At 65.6% G+C, this 13,185-nt stretch carries 11 protein-coding genes and 1 pseudogene; 6 read left to right on the plus strand and 6 right to left on the minus strand.

Annotation, left to right across the window (positions count from 1 at the left end):
- Window positions 1-147: 147 nt before the first annotated feature.
- Window positions 148-2,112: a choline BCCT transporter BetT gene (gene betT, locus GSQ95_RS14455; RefSeq protein WP_158897103.1), complete on the minus strand. Its 1,965-nt coding sequence runs from the start codon at window positions 2,110-2,112 to the stop codon at window positions 148-150.
- 247 nt (window positions 2,113-2,359) lie between these two features.
- On the opposite strand from betT, the gene GSQ95_RS14460 reads away from it, so the two are divergent.
- The 3 genes from GSQ95_RS14460 (at window position 2,360) to GSQ95_RS14470 (ending at window position 3,460) form a co-directional block, all read left to right on the plus strand.
- Entirely contained in the window at window positions 2,360-2,764 is a 405-nt protein-coding gene (locus GSQ95_RS14460) for a response regulator (protein WP_256664587.1), read from the plus strand.
- 67 nt (window positions 2,765-2,831) lie between these two features.
- Window positions 2,832-3,122 (plus strand): nucleotidyltransferase family protein, encoded by a 291-nt coding sequence (locus tag GSQ95_RS14465; RefSeq protein ID WP_158897096.1) that lies wholly within the window; start codon window positions 2,832-2,834, stop codon window positions 3,120-3,122.
- Window positions 3,119-3,460 carry a DUF86 domain-containing protein gene (locus GSQ95_RS14470; RefSeq protein WP_158897097.1) on the plus strand — a complete coding sequence of 114 codons (342 nt, stop codon included), beginning with the start codon at window positions 3,119-3,121 and terminating at the stop codon, window positions 3,458-3,460. Before GSQ95_RS14465 ends, GSQ95_RS14470 begins: the two co-directional genes overlap by 4 nt.
- 161 nt (window positions 3,461-3,621) lie before the next feature.
- Here the strand turns inward: GSQ95_RS14470 and GSQ95_RS14475 are convergent, their stop codons facing one another.
- From GSQ95_RS14475 to GSQ95_RS14490, 5 genes and pseudogenes are all read right to left on the minus strand, one after another.
- A complete protein-coding gene (locus GSQ95_RS14475) occupies window positions 3,622-5,451 on the minus strand; it encodes a glycoside hydrolase family 15 protein (RefSeq protein WP_158897098.1) in 1,830 nt (609 codons plus the stop codon).
- Window positions 5,444-6,247, minus strand: a complete 804-nt coding sequence (locus tag GSQ95_RS14480) for an SDR family oxidoreductase (RefSeq protein WP_158897099.1) — start codon at window positions 6,245-6,247, stop codon at window positions 5,444-5,446. Before GSQ95_RS14480 ends, GSQ95_RS14475 begins: the two co-directional genes overlap by 8 nt.
- A gap of 89 nt (window positions 6,248-6,336) precedes the next feature.
- A complete protein-coding gene (locus GSQ95_RS27160) occupies window positions 6,337-7,395 on the minus strand; it encodes a methyl-accepting chemotaxis protein (protein ID WP_372240133.1) in 1,059 nt (352 codons plus the stop codon).
- Between the two features lie 60 nt (window positions 7,396-7,455).
- Window positions 7,456-7,977: pseudogene (locus tag GSQ95_RS27165) on the minus strand (MCP four helix bundle domain-containing protein); the annotation flags it as partial.
- A gap of 132 nt (window positions 7,978-8,109) precedes the next feature.
- Window positions 8,110-9,339, minus strand: coding sequence for an MFS transporter (locus GSQ95_RS14490; RefSeq protein WP_158897100.1), 1,230 nt, complete (start codon window positions 9,337-9,339; stop codon window positions 8,110-8,112).
- 303 nt (window positions 9,340-9,642) lie between these two features.
- Here GSQ95_RS14490 and GSQ95_RS14495 point away from each other — a divergent pair, with 303 nt between their 5' ends.
- Genes GSQ95_RS14495 through GSQ95_RS14505 form a run of 3 tightly spaced genes read left to right on the plus strand, consistent with a single transcriptional unit; the run spans window position 9,643 to window position 12,268 of the window.
- On the plus strand, window positions 9,643-11,088 hold the full coding sequence (locus tag GSQ95_RS14495) for a cytochrome ubiquinol oxidase subunit I (RefSeq protein WP_158897101.1): 1,446 nt from the start codon (window positions 9,643-9,645) through the stop codon (window positions 11,086-11,088).
- The gene (gene cydB, locus GSQ95_RS14500; RefSeq protein ID WP_158897102.1) at window positions 11,085-12,107 is read left to right on the plus strand and encodes a cytochrome d ubiquinol oxidase subunit II; all 1,023 of its coding nucleotides are present in this window, start codon (window positions 11,085-11,087) and stop codon (window positions 12,105-12,107) included. The genes GSQ95_RS14495 and cydB overlap by 4 nt, the downstream gene beginning before the upstream one ends.
- Entirely contained in the window at window positions 12,107-12,268 is a 162-nt protein-coding gene (locus GSQ95_RS14505) for a DUF2474 domain-containing protein (protein ID WP_017640936.1), read from the plus strand. The genes cydB and GSQ95_RS14505 overlap by 1 nt, the downstream gene beginning before the upstream one ends.
- Window positions 12,269-13,185 lie beyond the last annotated feature (917 nt).

Below are 13,185 nucleotides of genomic sequence, written 5' to 3' on the forward strand. Positions count from 1 at the left end.
CAGACGGGGTGGACAAAGAGGTCTCCGGGCGGCGGGGGGACCGGCGCGGTGTACCGACCCCGGGGCCGGCACGGGGCCGACCCTGGAGGCGATTATACGACTTTTGTGCCTTTCAATGGCCTTTCAGTGACTGAAAAAACCGTCAGGCTAACGCACCAGGTGCAGGAACTGCAGATGGCGTTCGTACTGGTCGAGCATGTCGTTGAGGATCTGCTCGCGGTTGTAGCCCACCAGGTCGTAGTCCTGGCTACCCTCGGTGAGGTGCACCTCGGCGCGGTAGTAGCGCCGATTCTTCAGGTGCAGGCCGCCGATGCCGGCGCGGGCGAAGGAGGGCGTGAAGTAGCCCTGCATGATCACCTGGTAGATGAAGGGGTGCTCCTCGCCATGGCCGATGATGAGTTGCAGGTTGGCGTTGGTAGCGTCGAACTGGGTCTCCACCACCAGGCCCTTCTCCCGCGAGACCTCGACCATCTCTTCCATGGCTGGCCGCACGGTACTGTCCATGAAGCGATAGACCTCGTCCCGCGAGGGGAAGTACACCGCCTGGGACAGCCGCTGGCGCCAGCCGCCATGCCGGGCCTTGCCGTTGGTCGCCACCGGCGCGAGCGAGTGCAGCCGCGCCCGCTGGCGCTGGGATTCCAGGTGCAGCGCCTTGTGCAGGCCCCACATCATCAACAGCACCACCACCGAGAAGGGGAGCGACGTCAGCACCACCGCGGATTTCAGCGCGTCCATGCTGCCGGCGAACAGCAGGCCGCCCGTGACCAGGGCCACGGCCGCGCCCCAGAACACCCGCAACCACTTGGGACCGTCTTCGTCGGCCTCGCCGCCGGTGGACGACAGGGTCGAGAGCACCACGGTGCCGGAATCGGCCGAGGTGACGAAGAAGACGAAGCTCACCAGTACGGCGACGCTGATCACCGCGCGGCTGGCCGGATAGGTCGCCAGGACCTGGTAGAAGGCCATGGCCGGATCGGTGAGAGCGGTCTGCGCCAGACCGGTCATGCCCTGGCCGAGGACCAGCTCCAGGGCGCTGTTGCCGAAGATCGACAGCCAGGCCAGGGTGAAGCCCAGCGGGATGAACAGCACGCCGAAGACGAATTCGCGAATGGTGCGACCGCGCGAGATGCGCGCGATGAACAGCCCGACGAAGGGCGCCCAGGCGATCCACCAGGCCCAGTAGAACACCGTCCAGCCACCGAGCCAGTCCGACGGCTCGTCATAGGCATAGAGATCGAAGCTCTTGCCCGGCAACGCGGCGAGATAGTCGCCGATATTCTGGATCAGCGTATTGAGCAGGTGCTGGGTCGGACCGGCGAACAGCACGAACAGCAGCAGGGCGACGGCCAGCACCATGTTGATGTCGGACATGATGCGCACGCCCTTGTCGACGCCGGACACGGCCACGGCGATGGCCGCGCCCATCATCAGCACGATGAGGATCAGTTGCACCCAGTAGCTGTGGCTGATGCCGAACAGATAGTCGAGGCCGGCATTGAGGTGCAGCACCCCGAAGCCCAGGTCGGCGCCGAGGCCGAAGATGGTGGCGATGATGCCGAAGGCGTCCACGGCGTGGCCGATGGGGCCGTTGATGCGCTTGCCGATCAGCGGATAGAGCGCCGAACGCAGGGCCAGCGGCAGGTTGTGGCGATAGGCGAAATAGGCGAGGGCCATGGCCACCAGGGCGAACACACCCCAGCCGTGCAGGCCCCAGTGCAGGAAGAGAATCTGCATGGCCTGACGTGCGGCTGCCGGATTGCCGCCTTCGCCGGCCGGCGGCTGGGCGAAGTGGGTCAGGGGTTCGGATACGCAGAAGAAGAACAGGGTGATGCTGATGCCCGCAGCGAACAGCATGCCGGCCCAGGACAGATAGCTGAACTCGGGTTGGTCGTGGTCGGCACCGAGCTTGATCTTGCCGTAGCCGGACAGCGCGGTGACCACCACGAACACCAGATAGAGCGACATGGCCAGCAGGTAGTACCAGCCGACCGTATTGGCGGCCCAGGTCTGGGCCTGCAGCAGCCACGCGCCGGCCTGCTCGGGGCGGCCGATGACCACCAGGGAAAACAGCAGGATCACTGCGGCCGCGCAATAGAAGGAGGGGGGATTCAGCTTTACGGTGCCGGATGAGGGCGTTGCACTCATGAGGACTCCTTGCGAACTGCCAAAGGGAAGAATGCTTTTTTAATTGATCGTTCGATTAAAAAAGAATACCACAGGAGGCCCCCGAGGTGAACGCTTCGAGTCAGCGAGGCGTTGAAAGTTGCCGCTTAGAGGCCTTGCTTATGCCGGTGGTCTATTTTAGTCGAGCCAGGGCCGAATGGTCAGAACCGTGACCTCTTGGCAAAGTCTGTTGGGTATGACTCAGGCATCTTCTCCTTTCGGCTCCTATCGTCCACTACTGCTTCTGGTAGAGGATGAACCCTTGCTGCGGGAGTTGGCCACCGAGGCCCTGGAATCCCTGGTGGACCTCCAGGTGGTGGCCGTGTCGACCGCCGATGCGGCGCTGAGCTATCTGGAACAGAACGGTGCGCGCATCGACGTGCTCTTCACCGACGTGCGCATGCCGGGAAGTCTGGATGGCGAGGCCCTGGCCCAACTGGTCGCCCAGCGCTGGCCGCATATCCCGGTGATTCTCACGTCAGGTGATCGCCTGACTGTCCCCCGCGGCGCCGGCCGCACCCGCTTCATGCCCAAGCCCTGGCATATCGACGACATGGCCAATTGCGTCAACGAGGTGCTGGGGCAGAGTCGGGTGGCGTGAGGGGGGCGGTTGAAAAGTCGGGACCTATGGCCGACTATTCGAGGGCTGATCCAGCTTGAGTCATGCCATGCGACCTTCCCTAGCCCTAGACCTCAAACGTGCAGCAATAAGAGACGCTGCAGCGCGTTTTCGCGTGGCCAATCCGCGGGTATTTGGCTCTGTCCTAGACGGTACCGATCAGGACGGCAGCGATCTCGATCTGCTGGTAGACGCATTGCCGGGGGCGACACTGTTTGATCTGGGAGGCCTGCAGGATGAGCTGGAAGAGTTGCTGGGCGTTCCCGTGGATCTGGTGACCCCTGCCGATCTGCCCGGATCTTTTCGCACTCAGGTCCTGCTGGCCGCACGACCGATATGAATCGCACAGCGGACTATCTGGTTCATATGCAACAGGCGGCCGGCGAAGCCGTAGGCTTTATCGAAGGCCTCACTCGGGAAGACTTCCTTGAGGACCGCCGGACACAGCAAGCGGTGGTCATGAGCCTGATCATCATTGGCGAAGCGGCGACCAAGATCATGATCGCGGACGAGGCTTTCACCCAAATGCATCCGCACCTTCCATGGCGCAGCATGAGGGGTATGCGCAACCGTATCGCCCATGGCTATTTCGACATCGATCTCGATGTCGTCTGGGAAACCGTCGTACCCGCTCTACCTGAACTTCTGGAGCAGCTGCGTTTGTTACCGGGAAAGTAGCCTGGTAGCTCGCTGTGCCCTCACCCCAACCCTCTCCCAGGGGGAGAGGGGGCTGTCCGGGTTTCCTGCTTTATCAGCTCCAGCAAGCTCGCGATCCGCTATCGGGTGGGCACCCGCAGGGTCGGCCGCATCGAGGACCGCCATGGCCGCATCGGCTCGCCCTACGGCTGCCATTGCGGATCCTTGCCGCTCAGCTTGCGATCCAGGAAGAAGGCGGTGCTGATGAGGGCCAGGTGCGACAGGGCCTGGGGCAGGTTGCCAAGGGGGTAGCCGCGCTTGTCCAGTTCCTCGGCATAGAGACCCAGGGGATTGGCGTAGCCCAGCAGCTTTTCGAATTCCAGGTGGGCCTCGTCAACACGACCGGCGCGGGCCAGGCATTCGACGTACCAGAAGGAGCAGGCGACAAAGGCGCCTTCTTCACCCTTGAGGTTGTCCGCCGGGGTGTCGACCGGGTTGTAGCGGCGGATCATGCCGTCGTAGGCCAGGTTGGTCTTGATGGCGTCGAGGGTGGACAGCCACATGGGGTCGGTGGCGCTGACGAAGCGCACCAGCGGCATCAGCAGCAGGGCGGCGTCCAGGCTCTTGCCGTGGCGGGTCGAGGTGAAATGCCCCAGCTCGGCGTTCCAGAAGTTGTCCCAGATGTCTTCCTGGATGGCGGCGCGGGCGGCGTACCAGCGTTCATAGGGCATCGGCAGCGAGCGCTTGACCGACAGCCGCATGGCGCGGTCGATGGCGACCCAGCACATCAGCCGTGAGTGCAGGAAGTGCTCGGGATCGCCACGCATCTCCCAGATGCCGGCATCGGGCTGGTTCCAGTGCTCGCAGACGTGGTCGATCATCCGCACCACGTCCTTCCAGCCATGGTGGGAGATGGCTTCGCCATACTTGTTGGACAGGTAGATGGCGTCCATCAGCTCGCCATAGATATCCAGCTGGACCTGCTTGTAGGCCTCGTTGCCGATGCGCACCGGACTCGAGTCGGCATAGCCCGCCAGATGGTCGAGGGTTTCCTCGGGCAGGTCCAGGCCGCCGTCCAGGCGATACATGATCTGCAGCTTTTCCGGGGCGTTGTGGCTGTTTTCCACGCACTGGCCGACCCAATGGGTGAAATCCTTGGCTTCCTGGGTGTAGCCCAGGCGCATGAAGGCGTAGACGGTAAAGGAGGCGTCGCGGATCCAGGAGGCGCGATAGTCCCAGTTGCGCTCGCCACCCAGGGCCTCGGGCAGGCTGAAGGTGGCGGCCGCGGCGATGGAGCCGTGCTTGCAGGAGGTCAGCAGCTTCAGCGCCAGGGCCGAGCGAGTGACCATCTCGCGCCAGCGACCCTGGTAGTGACTCTTGGCGGCCCAGGAGGTCCAGTAGGCCAGGGTTTCCTCGAAGCAGAGATCGCTCTGACCGGCGACGACCTTGTCGTCTTGCGCGCAGCCGAAGACGAAATCCAGTTGCTCACCCTGTTCCAGTTCGAACTCGGCCAGGGCCGCGTTGCCGTCGACCCGCAGGGTAACGCCCGACGCCAGGCGCAGGGTCGGCTGGCCAGCGGCCTCGAACAGGGCGCCGCCGTCCACCAGGCGGGCGCGGGTCTTGGCGCGGGCATAGTCATGGGCCGGGGCGCAGACCAGGCGGAAGCGGCAGCGCCCAGCCACCACCTGCACGCGGCGGACGATGCGCGGCTGGGTGTCCTCGCTGCTGCACACCGGCATCAGGTCGGTAATCTCGGCGACCCCTTCCGCCGACAGCCAGCGGGTCTGCAGGATATTGGTGTCCGGCAGGTAGAGCTGTTGCTCGCGGGCATCGTCCCAGACCGGCGCCAGGCTGAAGTGACCGGCCTTCTCCGAGTCGAGCAGGGCGGCGAATACCGAGGGGCTGTCCAGATTCGGCCAGCAGAAGTGGTCGATGGTGCCATCGGTGGCGACCAGGGCGCAGGTGCGCAGGTCGCCGATGACACCGTGGGCGCCGATACTGCGGCGGCCCTGTACGGAGGTGGAATCAGCCATTGTCTTCGAATCCCGGATAGAGGCACATGCCGCCGTCGACGAACAGGGTGGTGCCGACGATGTAGTCGGCCAGATCACTGGCGAGAAAGACCGCCGCGTTGCCCACGTCGTCGACATGACCGACGCGCTTGTAGGGGATCAGCCTGAGCAGCTCGCGGGCCTTGGCCTCGTCACCGGTCACCTCTTCGTTGATGGCGGTGGCGATGGCGCCCGGGGCGATGCTGTTGACGCGGATGCCCTCGGCGGCGACTTCCTGGGCCAGGCTGCGCATCAGCAGATTGACCCCGCCCTTGGAGGCGGCGTAGTTGACGTGTCCGGCCCAGGGAATGACCTCGTGCACCGAGCTCATGTGGATGATCTTGCCGAGGGCGCGGGAAATTTTCTCGTCGCGGCCCTGCTTGCGGAACTGGCGGATCGCCGCCTGGGCGCAGAGAAACTGGCCGGTGAGGTTGGTGTTGATCACCGTGTTCCAGTCCTTGAGCGACATGTCGGCCACCGCCGCGTCCTTTTGCAGACCGGAGTTGGCGACCAGGATGTCCAGGCGACCGAAGGCTTCCAGGGTGCGCTCGAACAGGGCCTTGACCTCGTCCTCGTCGCCGACGTCACCGCCCACGGCGATGGCGCGGCCACCGGCGTCCTGAATGCGCCTGGCCAGCTCTTCGGCGGGTTCGGCGTGGGAATGGTAATTGATGGCGACGGCGGCACCGGCCTTGCCCAGGGCTTCGGCGACGGCGGCGCCGATCCCGGAGCTGCCGCCGGTGACCAGGGCGACCTGGCCGTTGAGGGAAAGCTGCATGTCCAGACTCCTGCGCGGAAAAGGTGTCTGACTGCTGACCGTTGCGCTCGCGTCTAGGTTCAGCCCGCGAGCGTTGCCGGATGTTCGGGCTAGGCGGTGCGGAACAGACTCATGCGGCGTTCCAGGTCTTCGGCCAGCTCCGCCAGCTGACGACTGGCCCCGGCGATCTGCTGCGACCCACTGGCGGTTTCCAGGGTGGCCGCGTGGATGCGATTGATGTTTTCGTTGACCTCTTCGGCCACGGCGGTCTGTTGCGCCGCGGCGGTGGCGATCTGCGCATTCATGGCGTTCACCGAGCCGACGTCCGCCTGGATGGCTGCCAGGGCCGCGACGGCGCGCTGGGTCAGCTCGGCGGTCTCGTGGGCCTGGCCGCGACTCTCTTCCATCTGCGCCGCGGCGCGGCCGGCACCTTCCTGCAGGGTGGCGATCATGCCGCGGATCTCGCGGGTCGATTCCTGGGTACGGGTCGCCAGGTTGCGGACCTCATCGGCCACCACGGCGAAACCGCGGCCCTGCTCTCCGGCGCGGGCGGCCTCGATGGCGGCATTCAGCGCCAGCAGGTTGGTCTGCTCGGCGATGCCGTTGATGACGGCAACGATGTTCTCGATGCTGGCGCTGTCGCTGGAGACCTGCTGCACGGTGACGCTGGCCTGCTCCAGGGCCTGCACCAGCTGACCGATGGCCTGGCCGGAGCTGGCGACCAACCGGTTGCCGGTGTCCACCTGGGCACTGGCATTGCCGGTGGCCTGGGCGGCCTGGGCCGCGTAGCCGGCGACCTCGCCGATGGTGGCGGCCAGCTCGGTGACGGCGGCGGCCATGTGCTGGGCCTGGTTGGACTGCACATCGGTGTGACGCTGGTTGGTCTGGGCGGTGGCTTGCAACTCGGCGGCAGCGGCGGCGACCGAACTGGCGGTATGGCGGACCTGGACGATGGTCTCGCCCAGGTGCGCGGTGGCGCTGCCCAGGGTGCCCATCACGCTGTCCGGATGACGGGTGGCGGGGCGCTCGTCCAGACGGCCCTCGGCCAGTCGGCGGATAGCGGCGGCCACGGCGTGGGGTTCACCGCCCAGGGTCGCGCCCATCTGGCGGATGATCAGGATGGAGACGGTCACGCTCAGCAGCAGGGCGAGGGCGCAGGTCACCAGCATCAGCCAGCGGAAGCCACCGGCGATGCCGCGGACTTCGGCCAGATGGCCGCTGGCGATGGCTTCCTCGTGATCGATGAGCGCATTGATGCGCTTGAGCCACTCGACATAGGCCGGCGAGACGCGTTCCAGCAGGAACACCCGGGCGCCTTCCAGATCACCGGCCTGGCGCAGTTGCAGCAGGCGATCGGTCAGCGGCAGGGCGGTGCCTTCGATGTCCTTGATGGCTGCCAGCAGGCGCTGTTCCTCGGCGGTGGCGCCCTGGCTGGCATACAGCTGATCCATGGGCTCGGCGGACTGGCGATAGAAGGCCTTGAGGCGGTCGATGTCGGCCAGGCGGCTGGCCAGGGGCGCGGCGTCGTGGATCAGCACCGTATCGCGAATGGCGATGGCACGGTCGTGCACGCTGCCGCGGAAGTTGATGGCGTAGCGCTGCTTGACGCTGGCGCCCTGGCTGACGGCGGTCAGGGTGTCATCGATGACGCCGACCCGCTGGACGCCGACGAGGGTGATCAGCAGCATCAGCACCAGGATCAGGCCGAAGCCCAGGCCCAGGCGGGCAGCCATGGAAAGAGGGGTACGCATGGAAACCTCAGGAATCTATCGGAATGTGATACATATCACATTTTGCGGTAAAGGTTTGCGCGATAAGCCTTTTCCGGGGCGAGCGGTCATGGCCTGGGGATGAGTGGCCGTGCCAGCGCGACTGGCCAGGATTCAACCGTCGCCGCGCGGCTCCGTCAGCCGGTCGCGCCTGGCCAGGCCCGGGAACAGCTTCATCCAGACCCCGGTGATCACCAGGGTGCCGACGCCGCCCAGCACCACCGCCGGCACGGTGCCGAAGAAGTGCGCGGTGACCCCCGACTCGAATTCGCCGAGCTGGTTGGAGGCGCCGATGAACAGGCCGTTGACCGCACTGACCCGGCCGCGCATGGCATCCGGGGTTTCCAGCTGCACGAAGGAACTGCGAATCACCACGCTGACCATGTCGGCGGCGCCCAGCACCACCAGGGTGGCCAGCGAGAACCATAGCGAGGTGGATAGCCCGAAGGCGATGGTGGCCACGCCGAACAGCGCCACCGAGCCGAACATGATGCGGCCCACATGGCGATTGAGGCTGACGTAGGCGAGCAGGAAGGACATGCCCAGGGCGCCCACCGCGGGTGCCGAGCGCAGCAGGCCGAGGCCCCAGGGCCCGGTGAGCAGGATGTCGGCGGCGAACACCGGGAGCAGGGCGGTGGCGCCGCCCAGCAGCACGGCGAACAGATCCAGGGAGATGGCGCCGAGCACGTCCGGGCGACTCCTGATGAAGCGGATGCCGGCCAGCAGGTTGTCCAGGGTCGGCTTTTCCTTCTGGCTGGGCGTCTGCCGCGCCGGCAGGCTGGAGACCAGCAGGATGGCGATGCCATAGAGCACCAGCGCCGGGCCATAGACCCAGGCGGCGCCCAGGGCATAGAGCAGCCCGCCCAGCGCCGGGGCGATGATGGTGGCGCCCTGCATGGCCGAGGCCGCCGCGGCGATGGCGCGGGGAAAGATCGCCGGTGGCACGATGTTGGGCAGCAGCGCCTGGGTGGTGGGCTGCTCGAAGGCGCGGGCGGTGCCCAGGCAGAAGGCCAGGATGAAGATCAGTTCGCGGGTCACCGCGTGATTGAGGCTGCCCACCAGCAGCACCAGGGCGATCAGCCCCTGGCCGGTCTGGCAGAGGGCAGCGACCCGGCGGCGGTCGTAGCGATCGGCGACATGGCCGGTGTGCAGCATGAACAGCACCCGCGGCAGGAATTCCACCAGCCCTACCAGGCCGAGGTCGAGCACGTTGCCGGTGAGGGAATAGAGGTGCCAGCCGATGGCGACGGTGAGCATCTGGAAGCTGCCGGCGGTGCAGATGCGGGCGAACCAGAAGGCGACGAAGGGACGGTGGTGACGCAGCTGCAGGGTATCGCCGGACATGGCAGGGGCTCGCGAGGGCAGAGGCGGCATCTTAAGCCACCCCGAGGCTAATCGTCATACAACCGTGGGGGTGCGACAGCCTGCCCGATGCGACATCCAACCACGTAAGCAAATGTATCGAGGAGGACTATCCTAAAGCCTGACCTTGATCCACGTCAGCTTCCGACCTGGCCCTTTGGGCTAGCCGCAGTGGCGCCTTTTAGCGTCCCGCTAGAACCCCAGGCGACGCCGGAGGTTCGAACCTCGGTCAGCGTCAACTCGACCGGCTGCTCTCGACGGCCGGCGTGCCTGAGAGGAATAGCTATGTTCGGCCTCGAAGCCCTGGATCTCGCCCGGATCCAGTTCGCCTTCACCGTGTCCTTCCACATCGTCTTTCCGGCGCTGTCCATCGGTACCGCGAGCTTTCTCGCCGTGCTCGAAGGGCTGTGGCTGAAGACCGACAACCACGTCTACAAGGATCTGTATCATTTCTGGCTGAAGATCTTCGCGATCTTCTTCGGCATGGGCGTGGTGTCCGGTCTGGTGATGGCCTACGAGTTCGGCACCAACTGGAGCGGCTTCGCCGACTATGCCGGCGCCGTGACCGGCCCGCTGCTGACCTACGAGGTGCTTACCGCCTTCTTCATCGAGGCCGGCTTCCTTGGCGTCATGCTGTTCGGCTGGAATCGCGTGGGCCGCGGCCTGCACTTCTTCTCGACGGTGATGGTGGCGATCGGCACCCTGATGTCGACCTTCTGGATCCTGGCCTCCAACAGCTGGATGCACACCCCGAGCGGCTACGAGATCGTCGATGGGCGCATCGTCCCGGTGGACTGGCTGGCGGTGATCTTCAACCCGTCGTTCCCCTTCCGCTGGGCGCACATGACCATCGCCGCCTACCTGTCGGTGGCCTTCCTGGTCGGGGCCTCGGCGGCCTGGCACCTGCTGCGCGGCAACGACAACCCGGCGGTGCGCAAGATGTTTTCCATGGCCATGTGGATGGCCCTGCTGGTAGCCCCGATCCAGGCCTTCGTCGGCGATGCCCACGGCCTCAACACCCTGGAGCACCAGCCGGCCAAGATCGCTGCGATGGAAGGCCACTGGGAGAATCCCCCGGGTGAGGCGACCCCGCTGATCCTGTTCGGCTGGCCGGACATGGAGCGCGAGGAAACCCGCTTCAAGCTGGAGATCCCGGTACTCGGCAGCCTGATCCTCAAGCACAGCCTCACCGAGCCGATCCCGGCGCTCAAGGACTTCCCCAAGGAAGACCGGCCGCCGGCCTATGTGGTGTTCTGGTCGTTCCGCATCATGGTCGCCCTCGGCATGCTGATGATCGCCGCCGGCCTGTGGAGCGCCTGGCTGCGCTGGCGCGGCACGCTGTTCGAGACCCGTGGCTTCCTGCGCCTGGTCACCTGCATGGGCCCGGTCGGCCTCATCGCCCTGCTGGCCGGCTGGTTCACCACCGAGGTGGGCCGCCAGCCGTGGATCGTCTACGGCCTCCTGCGCACCAAGGACGGGGTGTCCAACCACAGCGTCACCCAGCTGAGCATCACCCTGGTGGCCTTCGTGGTGGTCTACTTCGCCGTGTTCGGCATCGGCACCCTCTATGCGCTGCGCATGATCGGCAAGGGTCCGCACACCGGCGAAGGCGACCTCTCCACCTCCGGCGGTCCGGGCACCGATCGTCATCCCAAGCGTCCGCTGTCCGGCGCCGATGGCGGCCTGGAAGAAGACAATCCCAATGACCAGCTGACCGGAGACCGCACATGAACGGCATCCCTGGCATCGACCTCCCGCTGATCTGGGCGATCATCATCATCTTCGGCCTCATGATGTACGTGGTCATGGACGGTTTCGACCTGGGCATCGGCATCCTCTTCCCCTTCGTCAAGGGCAAGGAAGATCGCGACGTCATGATGAACACCGTGGCGCCCATCTGGGACGGCAACGAGACCTGGCTGGTGCTCGGCGGGGCGGGGCTCTATGGCGCCTTCCCGCTGGCCTACGCGGTGATCCTGCCGGCGCTCTACCTGCCGCTGATCTTCATGCTGATCGGCCTGATCTTCCGCGGCGTGGCCTTCGAATTCCGCTTCAAGGTCCAGGAAGGCAAGGAAGCCCTGTGGGACAAGTCCTTCATCTTCGGCTCGCTGCTGGCCAGCTTCTGCCAGGGTGTGGCCCTGGGCGCCTTCATCGAAGGCTTCCCGGTGGAGAATCGCCAGTATGTCGGCGGTCCGCTGGACTGGCTGACGCCCTTCTCGCTGTTCTGCGGTCTGGGCGTCATCGCCGCCTATGCGCTGCTGGGCAGCACCTGGCTGATCATGAAGACCGAGGGTCCGCTGCAGGCCACCATGCGCCGCCTGACCAAGCCGCTGCTGTTCCTGCTGCTGGCCTTCACCGCGGTGGTGAGCATCTGGACCCCGCTGAGCCAGGCGGCCATCTCCGCCCGCTGGTTCAGCATGCCCAATCTGGTCTGGTTCCTGCCGGTGCCGATCCTGGTCGGCGTGGTGACCCTGGCCCTGCTGCGCGCCATCCTGCGCGAGGACTCGCACCACGCGCCCTTCCTGCTGACCCTGGCGCTGATCTTCCTTGGCTACAGCGGTCTGGGCATCAGCCTCTGGCCGAACATCATCCCGCCGGGCGTTTCCATCTGGGAGGCCTCGTCGCCGCCGCAGAGCCAGCTGTTCCTGCTCATCGGCACCCTGTTCATCATCCCCATCACCCTGATGTACACCTTCTGGGGCTACTACGTGTTCCGCGGCAAGGTCCGCGCGGGGGAGGGCTACCACTGATGGTCGGCCGCTCGCGCGAACCCAACCCCGCCGATAACAAGCCGCTCTGGCAGCGGCTCGCCTGGATGGCCGGCATCTGGGCCTGCAGCCTGGTAGCACTCGGTGTGGTGGCCTGGGTGCTGAGATTGGTGCTGACGGCGGCGGGACTCAAGTCGCACTGATTGGTTGGGGGCTTAGGTATGTCGGTGGATGAGGCTGTGCCGTCATCCACCCTACGCAGGGGCCTGTACTTGCGTAGGAAACTTATCCCGCACACCGGATTACCCCCTCTCCCGCTTGCGGGGGAGGGTTGGGGTGGGGGCGGTTAGCTTGGTCGCCAAGCTGATTTGCGGTGTGCTCGGTAGGCTTTTGTTCCGCCCTCGCCGGGCGGGTTACTTTTTTCAGTCGCAAAAAAGTAACCAAAAACGCTTGCCCTGGTCATCCGGCCCTACGCTGCGCTCCGGGTCCCCTCGCTCCGCCGCTCTTCCGGCGGGCCGCCGTCGAAGGGCCGTCCTGGCCCTCGACGCCTTTCGCGGCATCCCTGCCGCTCACCCGCCTCCAGAGCGGCTGCGTTCGGCCTACTGAACAGGGCGCTGGGTGCCGGCTGGAAGTATCTTTCTGAAAGCTGGTTAGCCTGGCGCGTTACGTAATGTCCTTGTGCCTTTCATTCAATAGGCATGGCAAGTAGCAAGCGTTAGCCAACGTCCTAAAGCCGCCTGAATAACCCTAAACTTTCAGCCGGCACCCCAGTGCCCCGTTTGGTCGGCCGAACGGCAGTGTCGCGGAAGTGGGTGAGCGGCATGGATGCCGCGAAAGGGGCCGAGGGCCAGGACGGCCCTTCGGCCCCGGCCCGCTGGAGCGGCGCTGCCGTGAGGGCATCCTGCGCAAGGCGCAGGACCGGCCAGTCGGGGCGAGCGTTTTTGGTTACTTTTTTGGCAATTGAAAAAAGTGACCCGCCCGGCGAGGGCGGCACAAGGATCGTCAGCAGATTCCTAAAAATTATCTTGGCGGCCTGAGCAAAAGCACTACCCCCCACCCCAACCCTCCCCCGCAAGCGGGAGAGGGGGCTGTCTAGCGTGGAGGAGGCACCCGGCGCACA

Origin of the sequence: Pseudomonas sp. BAV 4579 (assembly GCF_009765395.1) — a bacterium.
In the GTDB taxonomy this organism is placed as follows: Bacteria; Pseudomonadota; Gammaproteobacteria; order Pseudomonadales; family Pseudomonadaceae; genus Chryseomonas; species Chryseomonas aestiva.